This window comes from Kribbella sp. NBC_00482, assembly GCF_036013725.1.
GTDB lineage: Bacteria > Actinomycetota > Actinomycetes > Propionibacteriales > Kribbellaceae > Kribbella.
The window spans coordinates 2,193,245-2,208,005 of record NZ_CP107881.1 but is presented as its reverse complement, the minus strand read 5'-3'; the positions used below and the strand labels follow the sequence as shown (position 1 = coordinate 2,208,005).

The 14,761-nt window shown below is 67.8% G+C and carries 17 protein-coding genes and 1 pseudogene; 13 read left to right on the top strand and 5 right to left on the bottom strand.

Going from position 1 to position 14,761, the window contains the following annotated elements:
• Positions 1 to 1,623 precede the first annotated feature (1,623 nt).
• The 9 genes and pseudogenes from rpmH to OHB24_RS11070 all read left to right on the top strand — a co-directional run bounded on the left by rpmH (position 1,624) and on the right by OHB24_RS11070 (position 8,336).
• Positions 1,624 to 1,761, top strand: a complete 138-nt coding sequence (gene rpmH / locus OHB24_RS11110) for a 50S ribosomal protein L34 (RefSeq protein WP_327638893.1) — start codon at positions 1,624 to 1,626, stop codon at positions 1,759 to 1,761.
• 26 nt (positions 1,762 to 1,787) lie between these two features.
• The gene (rnpA, locus tag OHB24_RS11105) at positions 1,788 to 2,129 is read left to right on the top strand and encodes a ribonuclease P protein component (protein WP_327638892.1); all 342 of its coding nucleotides are present in this window, start codon (positions 1,788 to 1,790) and stop codon (positions 2,127 to 2,129) included.
• On the top strand, positions 2,126 to 2,440 hold the full coding sequence (gene yidD, locus OHB24_RS11100) for a membrane protein insertion efficiency factor YidD (RefSeq protein ID WP_311136377.1): 315 nt from the start codon (positions 2,126 to 2,128) through the stop codon (positions 2,438 to 2,440). Before rnpA ends, yidD begins: the two co-directional genes overlap by 4 nt.
• A gap of 9 nt (positions 2,441 to 2,449) precedes the next feature.
• Positions 2,450 to 3,430 (top strand): annotated as a pseudogene (gene yidC / locus OHB24_RS11095) (membrane protein insertase YidC); the annotation flags it as partial.
• 321 nt (positions 3,431 to 3,751) lie between these two features.
• Positions 3,752 to 4,270: a Jag family protein gene (locus OHB24_RS11090; RefSeq protein WP_442913963.1), complete on the top strand. Its 519-nt coding sequence runs from the start codon at positions 3,752 to 3,754 to the stop codon at positions 4,268 to 4,270.
• A gap of 43 nt (positions 4,271 to 4,313) precedes the next feature.
• Positions 4,314 to 4,949, top strand: a complete 636-nt coding sequence (rsmG, locus tag OHB24_RS11085; RefSeq protein ID WP_327638891.1) for a 16S rRNA (guanine(527)-N(7))-methyltransferase RsmG — start codon at positions 4,314 to 4,316, stop codon at positions 4,947 to 4,949.
• A 500-nt stretch (positions 4,950 to 5,449) separates the two neighbouring features.
• Positions 5,450 to 6,385, top strand: a complete 936-nt coding sequence (locus OHB24_RS11080; RefSeq protein WP_327638890.1) for a ParA family protein — start codon at positions 5,450 to 5,452, stop codon at positions 6,383 to 6,385.
• A 121-nt stretch (positions 6,386 to 6,506) separates the two neighbouring features.
• On the top strand, positions 6,507 to 7,466 hold the full coding sequence (locus tag OHB24_RS11075) for a ParB/RepB/Spo0J family partition protein (RefSeq protein WP_327638889.1): 960 nt from the start codon (positions 6,507 to 6,509) through the stop codon (positions 7,464 to 7,466).
• Between the two features lie 102 nt (positions 7,467 to 7,568).
• Positions 7,569 to 8,336, top strand: coding sequence for a RibD family protein (locus tag OHB24_RS11070; RefSeq protein ID WP_327638888.1), 768 nt, complete (start codon positions 7,569 to 7,571; stop codon positions 8,334 to 8,336).
• 237 nt (positions 8,337 to 8,573) lie between these two features.
• On the opposite strand, the gene OHB24_RS11065 is transcribed toward OHB24_RS11070, so the two are convergent.
• From OHB24_RS11065 to OHB24_RS11050, 4 genes are all read right to left on the bottom strand, one after another.
• Positions 8,574 to 8,927, bottom strand: coding sequence for a DUF3817 domain-containing protein (locus OHB24_RS11065; RefSeq protein ID WP_327638887.1), 354 nt, complete (start codon positions 8,925 to 8,927; stop codon positions 8,574 to 8,576).
• The gene (locus tag OHB24_RS11060; RefSeq protein WP_327638886.1) at positions 8,924 to 9,829 is read right to left on the bottom strand and encodes an SURF1 family protein; all 906 of its coding nucleotides are present in this window, start codon (positions 9,827 to 9,829) and stop codon (positions 8,924 to 8,926) included. The genes OHB24_RS11065 and OHB24_RS11060 overlap by 4 nt, the downstream gene beginning before the upstream one ends.
• A gap of 10 nt (positions 9,830 to 9,839) precedes the next feature.
• Entirely contained in the window at positions 9,840 to 10,787 is a 948-nt protein-coding gene (locus tag OHB24_RS11055; RefSeq protein ID WP_327638885.1) for a D-alanine--D-alanine ligase family protein, read from the bottom strand.
• 134 nt (positions 10,788 to 10,921) lie between these two features.
• Positions 10,922 to 12,232 (bottom strand): aminotransferase-like domain-containing protein, encoded by a 1,311-nt coding sequence (locus OHB24_RS11050; protein WP_327638884.1) that lies wholly within the window; start codon positions 12,230 to 12,232, stop codon positions 10,922 to 10,924.
• A 192-nt stretch (positions 12,233 to 12,424) separates the two neighbouring features.
• Here OHB24_RS11050 and OHB24_RS11045 point away from each other — a divergent pair, with 192 nt between their 5' ends.
• Genes OHB24_RS11045 through OHB24_RS11030 form a run of 4 tightly spaced genes read left to right on the top strand, consistent with a single transcriptional unit; the run spans position 12,425 to position 14,399 of the window.
• Positions 12,425 to 12,625 (top strand): hypothetical protein, encoded by a 201-nt coding sequence (locus tag OHB24_RS11045; protein WP_327638883.1) that lies wholly within the window; start codon positions 12,425 to 12,427, stop codon positions 12,623 to 12,625.
• Between the two features lie 60 nt (positions 12,626 to 12,685).
• Positions 12,686 to 13,339, top strand: a complete 654-nt coding sequence (locus OHB24_RS11040) for a GNAT family N-acetyltransferase (protein ID WP_327638882.1) — start codon at positions 12,686 to 12,688, stop codon at positions 13,337 to 13,339.
• Between the two features lie 5 nt (positions 13,340 to 13,344).
• Complete coding sequence (locus OHB24_RS11035) at positions 13,345 to 13,731, top strand: DUF2784 domain-containing protein (protein ID WP_327638881.1); 387 nt, start codon at positions 13,345 to 13,347, stop codon at positions 13,729 to 13,731.
• A 29-nt stretch (positions 13,732 to 13,760) separates the two neighbouring features.
• Positions 13,761 to 14,399 carry a permease prefix domain 1-containing protein gene (locus tag OHB24_RS11030; RefSeq protein WP_327638880.1) on the top strand — a complete coding sequence of 213 codons (639 nt, stop codon included), beginning with the start codon at positions 13,761 to 13,763 and terminating at the stop codon, positions 14,397 to 14,399.
• Here the strand turns inward: OHB24_RS11030 and OHB24_RS11025 are convergent.
• Entirely contained in the window at positions 14,379 to 14,705 is a 327-nt protein-coding gene (locus OHB24_RS11025) for a PadR family transcriptional regulator (protein ID WP_327638879.1), read from the bottom strand. The two genes, OHB24_RS11030 and OHB24_RS11025, sit on opposite strands and share 21 nt — an antisense overlap.
• Positions 14,706 to 14,761 lie beyond the last annotated feature (56 nt).

The following is a 14,761-nucleotide window of genomic DNA, read 5'->3' as shown; positions in this document are numbered from 1 at the left end:
GGCTGCTGCGGGCTCCGCTGTTGGGTGTACTGCGGTTGCTGGGGAGCCTGCTGGAACGTGGGCTGCTGTGGTGCCGGCTGCGGAGTGGGCTGTGGCGGCTGCTGTTGCGGGACATGCGAGGGCACCTGCTGCTGCGGAGCGGGCTGCTGCTGCACCACGTGCTCTTGCTGTGTCAGCTGCTCTTCGGGCGCGGTGTGCTCAGCTGACTGCTGCTCGGGTACCTGCGGTTGGTCAACTGGCGGCGTGTGTTCGGCAGGCGCCTGCTGGGTCGGCACCTGGAGCTCGGGTACCTGCTGGTCCGGTGTGTGCTGCTCCGGGACCTGCGCTTCAGGGAAGAGTTGGTCGGGAGCCGGCTCAGGAGCCGTGGGCTCAGTCAGAGGGAGTTCGGCTGGAGGGTGTTCGGCAGTTGGGTGCGCGGCCGCGCTCTCCTGCGTTGGCCGGCTTTCGGGTGACCACTGGTTGGTGGATGTGTTGTCCACACGTGCCTCCCCCTCGATCGGTACCGCGCCTGGTGCATTGCCGCCGCCAGTACCCCAATCCGCCGTACCCCAGGCGTTGCCCGCACCGGGGTACTGGTTGACGGCCGGCGCCGCACCGAAGTACGTCGTACCTGCCGTGGACTGAGCTGGGCCGGACGGAAGATCAGTGGCCGCGCGCTCGAGTTCGGAGCGGTAGCCGTAGGGAGACGCGGGCGGTGCGGGGCGGTACCCCGCGGCCGGCGGCTCGGGCATCGGGATCGGGAGCGACGGGCTCAGATAGTCACCCGGATCCATCCGCGGCGTCGGCGGTTGGGTCGGCGCCGGTGCGGGTGTTGGTGCGGGCGGCTGCAGGGGCGTCACCGGCCCGGTCTCGGCGCGCGGCAGCGGCTCCGGCGCAGGCCGGACCTCGGTGCGGAAGTTCGCCTCGGGCTCGGGACGGATGTCGGCGTCGGGCTCGGGTCGCAGATCCTGCCGGCCGTCGGCGCCGTACTCCGCCCGGTACTCGGCCGTGAATTCCACCGGTGTGAATTCCGCACTGGCGGAATGGTCCTCGACCACGCGTTGCTCCCCGATTTCGTCGCTGCGGTGGCCGGCGCGATCCGGAGTTGATCCCGGGCTGCGCGACCGTTCGACCCGACCCACCGTGCGGAGTCTGTCCACACGGTTGTCCACAGTTGTGAACGACCGCCGGAGCAGGTTGGTTACCGATCGCGGGGTGTGGGACCTCTGGTGTGAGGGAGTGACGCTAACAAGTCGGAGTAGGCACCTTCAAGCCGTCATCCACAGGCTATGAACAGCAAATTGGGGGCAACCTGCGGCGTGTCGGGTGGACGCCGGAGCGTAGTCGTGGTTCGAAATCGCTCTCTGTCGTCGTTCCGGTCGGACAGTGACGAACACTGGCCCGATCGGTTGCCCACTATCCTGTCCACAAGCCTGTGGAAAAGTCTGGGGATACCTGGTTTGACCTGTCCACAAGGAGCCACGTACCGTGGATCGGTCGGCTGTTGAGCCGGCCGTTTCGTGCTGCGCTCCCTGCGGGACCTGTTCTCTGGTTCTCCGACGGTGTGCAGGACAGGCACCTTGGACAGATCCAATCAGTGGATTTGTCGACATTTTGTGTTCTCGAGTAACCGGAGTCATTCCAGTGAGCAAGCGGACGTTCCAGCCGAACAACCGTCGTCGGCACAAGAAGCACGGCTTCCGTCTTCGGATGCGTACTCGCGCGGGTCGCGCGATCCTCGCCGCCCGCCGTGGCAAGGGTCGTCAGCGCCTCGCGGCCTGAGCGACCCATCTGACGGTGACCACCTCGTGTTGCCCGCGTCGAACCGGTTGCGCCGGTCCGACGACTTCCGTCGCGCCGTCCGATCCGGACGGCGCGCGGCGCGACGCGTGGTGGTTCTGCACGTGCTGGCGCAGGCCGGTGAAGCCGGCCCGGCGCGCGTCGGATTCGTTGTGAACAAGGCGGTGGGCAACGCGGTTCTGCGGAACCGGGTCCACCGCCGTCTGCGTGCTGTCATGAACACGCGGCTGGGCGATCTGCCGGCCGGCAGCCTGACCGTCGTCCGTGCTCTTCCGTCGTCCGCCGCGGCGTCGTACGACGAGCTCGCGGCCGATGTCGACGGCGCCCTGAGCCGGGTGCTGCGGCCATGATGCGCGTGAATCCCGTGCGCAGCGGGATCATCGGATTCCTGAAGTTGTACCGGCTGCTGATCAGTCCGCTGTACGGGCAGGTCTGCAGGTTCTACCCGAGTTGTTCGGCGTATGCCTTGGAAGCGGTCGAACGCCACGGTGCGGTGCGCGGTAGCTGGCTGGCGGGGAGACGTCTCCTTCGCTGCCACCCGTGGAACCCCGGAGGCTACGACCCCGTTCCTCCCAGAGATGTCGACCAGCGCGGAGAGTCTCTCTCCGCCAACCAGCCCGGACCGTCAGCCGACGCCGGGCCTGTGCAGCGAGGTGTGTGAGTGACTCTTCTGGCCATCCCCGAGCTCGCGGTGTGGGACGGGATCGTAGACCTGTTCAACACGGTGATGACGCCGCTGTACTGGGCCGTATCGGCACTGCTGGTCGGGTGGCACTGGCTGCTCAGCCAGGTGCTCGACCCGAACGGCGGTTGGGCCTGGGCGCTCTCGATCGCCGGCCTGACGATCGTCATCCGGACGCTGCTGATCCCGCTGTTCGTCCGGCAGATCCGCTCCAGCCGGAACATGCAGCTGCTGCAGCCGAAGATGAAGGAGCTGCAGAAGAAGTACGGCCACGACCGGGAGAAGCTCGGTCAGGAAATGATGAAGCTGTACAAGGAGACCGGGACGAACCCGTTCTCCTCGTGCCTGCCGCTGCTGCTGCAGTCGCCGATCTTCCTGGCCCTGTTCCGGGTGCTCGACTACGCGTCGAAGGGCAAGACGCACAGCAGCATCATGGACCCGCACGTCCAGTCGCTGCAGCACGCGAAGATCTTCGGCGCCGAGATCTCGCAGACCTTCCTGAAGGCGAACGGCGACGGCGCCGGCAACGTCAAGGTCGTCGCGATCGTGCTGATCATCCTGATGACGGCGACGATGTTCACGACGCAACTGCAGCTGATGCGCAAGAACATGCCGAAGGAGGCCCTCACCGGCCAGGCCGCGCAGATGCAGAAGATCATGCTCTACGTCTTCCCGATCTTCTTCCTCATCGGTGGCTTCAACTTCCCGATCGGTGTGCTGATCTACTGGTTCGTCTCCAACGTGTGGACGATGGGGCAGCAGTTCTACGTGATCCGCCGCAACCCCGCTCCGGGCACTCCGGCGTACGACGCCATGCAGGCCCGCAAGCGCGAGCAGAACCTGCGTCACGGCCGGTCGGCCGACGAGGGCGTTCCTGGTACGGCGGACGCGGAGACCGACACCGACACGACGGACCGTCGCCCGGCGCAGCGGCAGCAGCCGAAGCGGCAGTCGCGCAGCGACCGGAAGACCACCGGCCCGGCAACGGGTGGCGCGGCCGCGTCGAACAACGGCCAGACGGACTCGTCCACTGCGGGGGAAACTCCGGAGGACACTCCGCGGCCGCAGGACACCCCGAAGAAGACTCAGGCCGGTGCTGCCAAGAAGCAGCCGGCCGGCAAGAAGGGTACGGGAGCGAAGCGCCAGCCCGCGGCGAAGTCGGCCGCGCAGAAGAAGGCGGCGCAGAAGCGTTCCGGCGGTTCGCGCTGACCCAGCGACCCCCGAGTCCCCCTTTTGCCTGAATGCCCCGGGTCCCCGTGAGGCGGATCCCGACATGATGAAGGAGTGGCCGTGACTGACGGCATGCAGAACACCGACACGGCGGAGCAGTCCGCCGGCACGAACGGCGACGACCGCCTGAAGGCGCTCGAGGCCGAGAGCGATATCGCGGCGGACTACCTTGAGGAGTTGCTCGACATCGCCGATCTCGACGGCGACATCGACATGGACATCGACGGCGACCGCGCTGCGGTCTCCATCGTCGGCGCTGAGCTGAACAACCTGGTCGGCGAGAACGGCAAGGTTCTGGAGGCGCTCCAGGAGCTGACCCGGCTGGCTGTGTACCGGGAGACCGGTGAGCGGTCGCGGCTGATGCTCGACGTGTCGAACTACCGGGCGAACCGGAAGGCGGAGCTCGAAGAGGTCGGCCGCAAGGCGGTCGAGGAGGCGAAGGCGACCGGTACCCCGGTGCGGCTGGACGCGATGACCCCGTTCGAGCGCAAGGTCGTGCACGACGTCGTCGCGGCTGCCGGCCTGACGTCGGAGTCCGAGGGCGAAGAGCCCCGCCGCCGCGTGGTGGTCCAGCCATGAACACGCCGCAATGAACGACGTTTCACGTGAAACACCGCCGCTCGTGGAGAAACTGTTTCCACGGGCGGCGGTGCCGCTTTCGGCGTACGCCGAGTTGCTGGCGACCGAAGGAACACTCCGAGGACTGATCGGGCCGCGGGAGGTTCCGCGGCTCTGGGATCGGCACCTGCTGAACTGTGCCGTCATCGAGCGGCTGATCCCGGAGGAGTCATCGGTCGCCGACGTCGGCACCGGTGCGGGCCTGCCGGGCATCGTGCTCGCGATCGTCCGTCCCGATCTCCAGGTGGATCTCATCGAGCCGTTGCTGCGACGGACCACCTTCCTCGAGGAAGCGGTCGAGTCACTCCAACTCGAGAACGCGACCGTCGTACGGGCGCGGGCCGAGGATCTGCCGCCGGCGTCGTACGACGTGGTGACCTCTCGGGCGGTCGCTCCGTTGGCCAAGTTGGCCCGGTGGTGTCTGCCGCTGTGTGTCGAGGGCGGACTCATGCTGGCGATGAAAGGGGCGTCTGCAGAGGAGGAACTGGACGCCTCAGAGCGCGAATTGATGAAGCTCGGCGCAGAGCTTTGTCATATTCATCAACTCGGCGGCGATGAACTGGCCAACCCCACGACTGTGGTGAGTATTGTGGCCGGACGTGCTGCAGGGGGATCCCGGCACGGAAGACACGGGAGGTGAGCGGGTTGGTGAGTCGTGCCCTCGGATGGCCGGAGAAGAGCACCGGCGTGCCGAAGTCGTCACAAGGCATCGGCTGGCCGACCGAACCGGACTCTGCCGTTCGTGTGGTGAGTCCAGAACCCGCCCCCGCTCCCTCAGTACAGACCTCTTCGACACCGGCTGCCGAGCAGCCGCCCCTGTCGCCACCGATGGACACCTCGGGACTTCAGGCCGCTGCGGCAGCCGGTCTCGACAGTCTGGTGACCGACGATCCGGCGTCCGTTTCACGTGAAACGCCGGACATGCGGGATGATGGTTCCGGGCCCGATTCGGCGTCACTGGTGGACGTCGAGCCGGACCTTTCGGAGTCTCCACCGCCTGTGGATGACGACCGCATGAAACTGCCCCCGCAGACGGGAATTCGTCCACAGAAGCCTGTGGACGGAGCTGGGGGTAGACCCGCCCCGACCCCTACAGACATCCTCTTCGGGCCAAGTCCCGCACCTATTGGAATGGGCGCTATGACTGCCGCACAGATCGCCGCGCGGGCCACGTCGGACGAGCTTCAGCGACGACTCCTCGAGACTCCGATCGCCGCCGCGACCGAACGGACCCTGCTGGTGAATGAAGGACGCACGATGGGCCGCGAGTTCCCGCTGCCCGACCAGACCCGAGTCTTCGTCGTCGCCAACCAGAAGGGTGGTGTCGGTAAGACCACGACGACGGTGAACGTCGCTGCCGGCCTCGCTCTGTACGGCGCGAGGATCCTGGTCATCGATCTCGACCCGCAAGGCAACGCGTCGACGGCCCTGGGCATCGAGCATGCCGAAGGTACGCCGGGGGTGTACGAGGCGGTCATCGAAGGCGAGCCGCTCGGCAAGCTGATCCAGCCGTGCGCGGAGCACCCCGGGATCCAGGTGATCCCGGCGACGATCGATCTGGCCGGTGCGGAGATCGAGCTCGTCAGCCTGGTGGCCCGGGAGAGCCGACTGAAGACCGTGCTCGAGGCCTACCTGGCCGAGACCGAGGCTGCCGGCGAGAAGTACGACTACGTCTTCATCGACTGCCCGCCGTCACTCGGCCTGCTGACGGTGAACGCACTGACCGCGGCGCGCGAGGTGCTGGTCCCGATCCAGAGCGAGTACTACGCGCTGGAGGGCCTGTCGCAGCTGCTCCGCCACATCAACATGGTGAAGTCGCACCTGAACCCCGGGCTCGACGTGTCGACGATCCTGCTGACCATGTACGACGCCCGCACGAAGCTGGCCGGCGAGGTCGCCGCCGAGGTGCGTGGCCACTTCAAGGACGCCGTACTGCGGACCGCCGTACCGCGCTCGGTGCGAATCTCGGAGGCTCCGAGCCACGGGCAGACCGTGCTCGCGTACGACCCGGCCTCGGCGGGTGCACTGTCGTACCTCGAGGCATCCCGCGAGATCGCGATGCGGAACAACGCCTGACGCAGATGGCGCCGTTTCACGTGAAACGGCACACGGGGGCCGGTACGGGAGTAGCGGAGTCCGGTGTGCGTTGTGGTAGGCCAGCAGTAGCTCAGCAGGATGTCGACCTCGAGGGAGCGCGATGAACACCCGACTCGGACGCGGACTTGGTGCGCTGATCCCCAGCTCGCCGGCGCCTGGCACCATGACCCTCGGCAGCAAGTCGAACTCGATCCCGGGGGCTCCGCCGGTGGCGACGCCGCCGGGACCGGAGCTGGCCGCGGTGCCAGGGGCATCGTTCGCGGAGATCGACGTCGACAAGATCACGCCGAACCCGAAGCAGCCGCGGACGGTGTTCGACGAGGACGCGATGGAGGAGCTCGTCCACTCCGTCAAGGAGATCGGTCTCCTCCAGCCGATCGTCGTACGCCGGCTCGAGGGCGACGACACGTACGAGCTCGTGATGGGCGAGCGGCGCTGGCGCGCGACGCAGCAGGCCGGGCTCGCCACGATCCCGGCGATTGTGCGGGAGACGTCGGACGACGCGATGCTGCGGGACGCGCTCCTGGAGAACCTGCACCGAAGCCAGTTGAACCCGCTCGAAGAGGCGGCGGCGTACCAGCAGATGCTCGACGACTTCGGATGCACGCAGGAAGTCCTCGCGACGCGGATCGGGCGGTCGCGGCCGCAGATCTCCAACACGCTGCGATTGCTGAAGCTGCCGGCCTCTGTTCAGCGGCGGGTTGCCGCGGGTGTCCTGTCCGCCGGTCACGCGCGGGCGCTGCTCGGTCTTCCGAGCGGCGACGCGATCGAGCGGCTCGCGCAGCGGATCGTTGCCGAGGGCCTCTCGGTGCGGACGGTCGAGGAGATCGTTGCGCTCGGCGACATGAACGCCGAAGACCCCACTCCGGCGCGCCGCCGGAACAGGCCGGTCGCGCCGCGGCTGGTCGATCTGGCCGACCGTCTCTCCGACAGGTTCGAGACCCGGGTCAAGGTCGACCTCGGAAAGACCAAGGGCAAGATCACCGTGGAGTTCGCGTCGATCGACGACCTGGAGCGCATCGTCACGCTGATGGACCCCAACAAGTCCACCGACGCCTGACGTCACCCGGGTCCCCCCAGCGGTTTCTGCGCGCCCGTCGGATTGTCGGCGGGGGCTGATAGGACTTGGTGTCCACCGTGCAGCGAACTGGGGGAGGACACAGTGCAGAAGCGACCGCGCGTCGTGGTCAGTGTGGGAGCGAGCGTCGACGGCAAGGTCGCGCTTGCCCGGAACGCGCTCCTGATGCATCAGCCGAGTTCGGATCTGTGGGCATCGATGACGCCGCAGTCGCCGGATTCGGTCGCGATCGACGTCATCGAGGTCGTCAGGCAGCAGTACGGCTGCACTGCGATTCTCGAGGGCAGCGGCAGCCTGGTGAGCGAGGACGAGATTCCCGGTGAACTGCCTACCTACGACGGCGATCCGGCCAGCCTCTACGAGCACTTCCTTCCGTCGGAGGTCATCGAACAGCGGACGCCGGCGCACATGTGGTTCACCGTCGTGGACAGTCGTGGACGAGTGCGCTGGACGGAGAAGCATGAGAACTGGGACGCACTGGTCCTGGTGGCGCGGTCGACGCCGGCGGACTATCTCGGGTACCTCCGCAGGGAACGCATCTGCTATCTCGTGGTCGGCGAAGAGCGCGTCGAGGTGAGCCGAGCCGTGGCCGCGATGGGCACTGAACTAGGCATCAGGTGCATCCTGTCGACAGCGGGCGGCGGGTTGAACGGTGCGTTGTTGCGGGCGGATCTGATCGACGAACTGCACCTGACGCTGGCGCCGGCGCTGGTCGGTGGGCTGGGGACGCCGTCGGTCATGGATGGATCGCCACTCGCGGTCGGCGAGGTTCCGACGCGTTTGGAGTTGGTCTCGGCGCAGTCAGATGCCGCCGGCGCGGTTCGCCTCCACTACGTCGTACCGCGGAGCTGAGCTGAGGGCCGGGGAGGGCTGTTTCGGGGTTGCTGAGGGGAGCTCTCAGGCGGCTTCGCGTCGAGAATCACAGCGATGTAAGTTCGCGGAGGGCGCTTAGGATCGCTCTCACAGAGCTAGTTCGTGGTGCGAAGTAGTGCAATAGATCGCCAGGGAGACATGTCGACAAATCCATGTCGACACTCACCGCAATGTTTCATGTGAAACATTGCGCCCAACCCGGACCGAACGGGGCGGTTAGCGGCCCAGGAGTTCGTGGGTGGTTTTGCGTTCGGCGTAGAACGAGAGGAAGGGGATCGTTCCGGCGACGGCCATCAGGACGAGGCGCGGGAAGGACCAGCGGACTCGGCGGAAGAGGTCGAACGTGCCGAGCAGGTACACGACGTACAGGAAGCCGTGGAGGGGGCCGACTACGTTCATCGCGGCGGGGTTGTCGCCCAGGTACTTCAGCGGCATCGCGACGAACAGCAGTACGAGCAGCATCACGCCGACGACGTACGCGATCACGCGATAGCGGGTCAGCGCGCCGCGGACGGCCGGGGTGAGCGGCTGCGAGCCGGCGGAGGTGGCGGGGTCGGCAGAGGAAGTCACGCTGAAACGGTACCGCTTGACTCCACAGGCTCTCCGGCACGGTCACCCGTCTCGGAGTCACCAGTCCCGGAACCATCCGGACCGGAACCGGCTGTCGCGTCTTCGTCGGGTTCGCGGCGGGCGTCCAGGACCATGCGGGCCCACATCCACAGGGTGAAGGCGGCGAAGATCCACCACTGGACTGCGTACGCGACGTTGCGCAGGCCGGCATGGTCGGTCGGTGGTGGGGGCGGTGCGACGATCGCAGGTGCGGGGGACGGTACGACGCCTGAGTCCACAGCGGACTGTACGACGAACGCGTCGTACACCCGGTACTTCACGAGGTGCACGATTGTCGGGATTCGCAGCGACGACAGCACCCGTCCCTTGGCGGCGTCGTCCGACGAGTCCTCGGCCTCGGACGCCACCACTGAGCCACTCAACCGCACTGGGCCGGACGGCGCCGTCACGGCCGGATCAGAAGTCGACGCGACCCATCCGCGGACGATCATCACCGCGTCGGTGTCGGACAGCTTCAGCGGCGAGACAACCCACAGTCCGGCCCGCCCGTCCTGCAGGCGGTCGGCGATGAGGAGTTGGTCCGCGGCCGGGCCCCAAGTGCCGTCGACGGTCACTCGGCGACCGACAGCCTTCGCCGGGAGCCCTTCGTCGATGGAGAACAACGACTGCAGTTCGACCGGAGGTTCGGCAGCGCGCTGGGCAGTGGCGTCGGCTGTCTTCGACCGATACACGCCCAGTTGCCACACCCCCATAACCGTCATGACCGACGCGATCGCCAGGGCGAGCACGAAGAGACCGGACCACTGAGGCGTCAAGACTGTCCGCCACAGCGGCCGAGCAGAACTACCGGGAGCGGACGTGCTGGCGGGGTCGGCGGGCGCCGGATCGTGGGGGTCGGGCATGGGGTACTTCTCAGCGGGCTGCTGCGGTGGCGAGGAGGTCGCGGCAGAGTACGCCGAGCTCGATGCCGGCTGCTTCGGCGGCCAGCGGGACGAGAGAGGTCTCGGTCATGCCGGGTGCCACGTTCACCTCGAGGAACCACGGCACGCCGGCCGCGTCCACCACGAGGTCCGTCCTGGACAGGTCGCGCAGCCCCAGCGCCTGGTGCGCCTGCACAGCGGCTGCGGCGCATGCACCGGCGGCCTCAGGCTCCAGCCGCGCAGGTACGACGAACTGCGTCGCCCCGGCCGTGTAGCGCGCCTCGTAGTCGTAGAACCCCGAGTCCGGCCGGATCTCCACAGCAGGCAATGCCCGCGGCCCGTCGCCGACGTCGACGACCGTCACGGCGACCTCGGTCCCGTCGATGTACTGCTCGATCAACGCGACGGGACCGTACGCGTAGCAGTTCACCATCGCCGACGGCAGCTCGTCGGCCGACCGCACGATCGACGCGCCCAGTGCCGAGCCGCCACGCGCCGGCTTCACGACCAGCGGCAGTCCGACCTGCTGGACAACTGCCTCCATCAGCGCAGCGGCACCCAGTTCGCGGAACGTGTCGTGTCCGAGCACAACCGACGCGGGCGTGTGCAGTCCCGCGGCGCCGACGACCGTCGCGGCCACTGGCTTGTCGAACGCCGTACGGCACGCTGCCGCGTCGGCGCCGACGTACGGAACGCTGTAGAGGTCGAGGACCTGGCGGAGTGCGCCGTCCTCGCCGGTGACGCCGTGCAGGACGGGGAAGACCGCGGCCGGGGGATCCTGGCGCAGACGATCGACGAGGGACGCGTCGACGTCGCGCTGCTCGACCTCCACGCCGACACTGCGCAGGGCGTCCGCCACTCGGCGGCCGGAGCGCAGCGAGACGTCCCGCTCGTGCGAAAGTCCACCTGCCAGTACCAGCACTCGACCCAGATCACTCATCACAAATATCCCGATCACTCGTGGGCGACTCCGGCACGGTCGCCGGTCCCGAGGCCCACTCGAACGGTACCCCTACCGAATCCTGGACCCCCGCCCGCCCGTTGGTCCCTTGCGCAACCTTTGCGAACCGGAACCTAGCTCAGTTCTGGCCCTGGAGCGTCGTACCCATGGCCGGCGCCAGGTGTCAGCGGGCCGAACGTCTGCCGGAGCTCGAGTTCCTCATTGATCACCGCGGCGAGCCTGCCGACTCCTTCGGTGATGCGCTCCGGCGTCGGATGACAGTACGACAGCCGCATGCACTGGGAGCCGAAACCGTCGGCGAAGAACGCCGTTCCGGGCACGTATGCGACCCGCGCCGTGACCGCGCGGGGCAGCATCGCCTTCGCGTCCAGCCCTTCCGGCAACGTCAGCCAGACGTAGAACCCACCGCGCGGCCGCGTCCAGGTGGTTGCCGCTGGCATCTTTTCCGTCAGCGCTGCGAGCATCGCGTCCCGGCGCTCGCGGTACATCTCCCGGAACTGCTTCACCTGCCCCATCCAGTCGTGCCGGACCAGGTACGACGAGATCGCGAGCTGACTGAACGTCGGCGGGCACAGCGTCGCGGACTCCTGCGCCAGCACGAGTTTCTCCCGCACGGCGTGCGGCGCGACCGCCCAGCCGACCCGGAACCCGGGGGCGAACGTCTTCGAGAACGAGCCGAGGTAGATGACCCCTTCGCGATCCGCCGCGCGCAGCGCCCTCTGCGGCTCACCCTCGAACCCGAGCAGGCCGTACGGGTTGTCCTCGAGGATCAGCAGCTGCGCCTGCTGGCAGATCTCCAGCACCCGCGCCCGCCGCTCGTCGGACAGCGAAACCCCGGCCGGGTTGTGGAAGTTGGGGATCGTGTAGAAGAACTTGATCCGCTTCCCGGCTGCGCGCACCGAGGCGATCGCCTGCTCCAGCGCCTCCGGTACGACGCCGTCGTCGTCCATCGCGACGTGCACGACCTCGCACTGGTACGCACGGAAGACGCCGAGTGCGCCGACGTACGACGGCGCCTCGCAGATCACCACGTCGCCCGGATCGCAGAACACCCGCGTCACCAGGTCGACGGCCTGCTGGCTGCCGACCGTGACGACGACGTCGTCCGGATGGGCCTCGATGCCCTCCAGCCGCATGATGTCGCAGATCTGGTCGCGCAGCGTCGGGTCGCCCTGCCCGGAGCCGTACTGCATCGCGGTGGCGCCGTTGTCGGCCACCAGGTCGCGGACCGCGCCGCCGACCACGTCGAGCGGCAGACCGCCGATGTTCGGCATGCCGCCCGCGAGCGAGACCACCTCCGGCCGGCTGGCGACCGAGAACAGGGCTCGGATCTCCGATGCGGTCATACCCTTGGTCCGGGCTGCATACGCCTCGACGTAGTTGTCGAGTCGGGTCTGCCGGACATCGGGCACGTCAGCACTCACGGGGGCCACTCCAACGGTGATCGAGGGGGAAGTCACCAGGTTACGTCGACAGACCCCAGTCGGGACTGGGGATCGGCGTGACCTCTCACTACCATGCCTTATAGGGGCAGGTTCGACCATGCCGGAATCTGGCTGCTGAGACAGCCGGCGGCGCGGTGCGGCCTGAGAGGTGGACCGGGAAGGCGGATCAGGATGAGCGTGGGCAGGACAGCCGGCTGGACGCTCGGCGGCTTGGTGCTGGGCGTGCTGGCCGGGTTCGCCGGTGAGCTGTTCCGGCGGCAACCCGCAGCGAAGGTGCAGCAGCGGTACGTCGCCCCCGAGGCGACCCGCACCACGGACGCGCGGACCCCGTCCGCCGTCCCCGAACCGGCGGCTGAACCAGCCGCCCGATGACCATTGGGCGACACGCACCGTGACGAAGCTAACAGTCTGTACCGCCGATCGGATGCGCTGATGGCCCGACGGGTGGAACCGCTGACGCTCGCCAACCTCGGCGAGCTCCCGGTCCCATGCCGTGACTGCGTGTTCTGGGAGCTCGACCCGGTGGCCGGGCGCCGGGCAGACCGCAACGGTGACACCGGGCTGGAGAAAGAAGCCTGGCTGTCCCAGTTGCTGCTCGACTGGGGGACTGCCGGGATCGTGCTGTACGTCGACGAGGAGCCGGCCGGGTTCGCGGTGTACGCGCCGGCGACGTACCTGCCCCGGATCCAGGCGTTTCCGACCGCACCCGTCAGCTCGGACGCCGTCGTGCTCGCGACCGGACGGATCCTGCCGCGGTACCTGGGTCTCGGGCTCGGGAAGATCCTGATCCAGGCGGTTGCCAAGGACGTGCTGAAACGTGGCTTCCGGGCCGTAGAGGCGTTCGGTGACTCGCGGTGGGCCGGGCCGGGCTGTGTCTGGCCGACCGACTTCCTGCGCGCAGTGGGCTTCGCGGTGGTGCGCGAGCACCCACGCAATCCGCGGCTGCGGCTGGACCTGCGTTCGGCGATCACGTGGCGCAGCGAGATGGAGGCCGCCGTCGAGCGCCTGATGGGTGCCATCCGGCCGGAGAAGGCTCCGTCCGGGCCGGTGACGGTCCGGGACGCCCTGAGATCAGGCCCGGAGTAGTCCGGATGGTCTGGCGGGCGCTGGCCGATGTGGTGATGGTCGTGCACGGCGCCTTGTTGCTGTTCTTCGCGGTCGGTGCTTTCCTCGCGTGGCGCTGGCCCAAGCTGATCTGGGTCCATCTCGGCATCGTCGTGTGGAACATCGTGATCGTCCTGGTCGACTTCGGCTGCCCGGTGACGGCAACCGAGAAGTTCTTCCGCCGGGAAGGCGGTGAGAGCGTGTACACGGGCGGGTACATCCAGCACTACCTCAACGGCAGGCTGTGGCCCGACGGCGCGACTCCGATCGCGGAGAAGGTCGGGTTCGTGCTGGTGGTGATCGGGTACATCGGCTTCTTCGTCGTACGGCGGCGTACGAAGCTCAGGGGAGAGTCAGTGGGACCCCGGACGTGAGACGGCGGCGGCCTCCTCATACTGGAGGCGTGCCCATCGACGAGTACCTGGCTGCCCTGAGCAAGGAGCTCTGGGGGCCTCGGCGCCGCAAGGCGGACCTGCTGGCCGAGGCCCGCGATCACCTGACCGACGCCACCGAGGCCTTCGAGGCGGACGGGCTGGACAGGTACGACGCCGAGAAGCACGCGGTGGCCGAGTTCGGGACGCTCGCGGAGGTCGCGCCGGGCTATCGCGCTGACCTTGCCGTCAGTCAGAGCCGGCGTACGGCGGTGTTGCTGTTCGCGGCGTTGATCATCCAGCCGATCGTGTGGCGCGAGGGCACCTGGAGCTGGAACAGCGGCCCGGAGGATCCCAGCCTGCTGAACGACATCCTGCAGGTACTGGTCCGGAACGTCGGCACGATTGCCATCGCCGGTGCAATACTCGCGGTCGTTGCGGCCGGCATCGGTCTGCGCAGCTCGTTCGTGCGGACCCACCTCACCCGAGTGACCACACTCTTCGCGCTTGCGAGCGCCGTCACCATCGGCGGGATCGGCATCCTGATGGCGTTGACCAGCCCGCATCCCAACGGCTTGCTCGACCTCAGCGTCGTCGGGGCGTTCGTGGTGCTGCCGCTCGTGTTCGTCGGCCAGCAGGCCGCCCGCGGTCTACGCCTGGCCCGGGCGTAACACCCCTTCCACCACAGCGCGGAACGTCACCCACTCCTCTTTGCCTGAGGCAAGCATCTTCGTGCCGGCGCTGGTGAGCTCGTACGTACGGCGTTTCCGCCCGCCGACCGTGCTCCACTCGCTGGCCAGGTAACCGGCCCGCTCGAGTCGCCGCAGCGCCGGGTAGAGCGTGCCGGTGGGCAGATCGAGCTCCCCGCCGCTGCGCTCCAGCAACGCTTCCATGATCGCGTAGCCGTGCAGCGGTTCGTGCTCGACGACGGCCAGGATCATCGGGTCGAGGTGTCCACGCAGCGCATCCGCCTTCATGTAGCCAGTCTACTCATATGTCTGTTACTGTCGAGAGGCAACATGTAGCCAATCTA

Coding starts and splice junctions, on each gene's coding strand:
- yidD (WP_311136377.1), top strand. CDS start 2,126: ATGATGCGCGTGAATCCCGTGCGCAGCGGGATCATCGGATTCCTGAAG.
- OHB24_RS11035 (WP_327638881.1), top strand. CDS start 13,345: ATGGTCTGGCGGGCGCTGGCCGATGTGGTGATGGTCGTGCACGGCGCC.
- OHB24_RS11025 (WP_327638879.1), bottom strand. CDS start 14,705: ATGAAGGCGGATGCGCTGCGTGGACACCTCGACCCGATGATCCTGGCC.
- OHB24_RS11040 (WP_327638882.1), top strand. CDS start 12,686: ATGGCCCGACGGGTGGAACCGCTGACGCTCGCCAACCTCGGCGAGCTC.
- OHB24_RS11055 (WP_327638885.1), bottom strand. CDS start 10,787: ATGAGTGATCTGGGTCGAGTGCTGGTACTGGCAGGTGGACTTTCGCAC.
- OHB24_RS11080 (WP_327638890.1), top strand. CDS start 5,450: ATGACTGCCGCACAGATCGCCGCGCGGGCCACGTCGGACGAGCTTCAG.
- OHB24_RS11075 (WP_327638889.1), top strand. CDS start 6,507: ATGAACACCCGACTCGGACGCGGACTTGGTGCGCTGATCCCCAGCTCG.
- OHB24_RS11045 (WP_327638883.1), top strand. CDS start 12,425: ATGAGCGTGGGCAGGACAGCCGGCTGGACGCTCGGCGGCTTGGTGCTG.
- OHB24_RS11060 (WP_327638886.1), bottom strand. CDS start 9,829: ATGCCCGACCCCCACGATCCGGCGCCCGCCGACCCCGCCAGCACGTCC.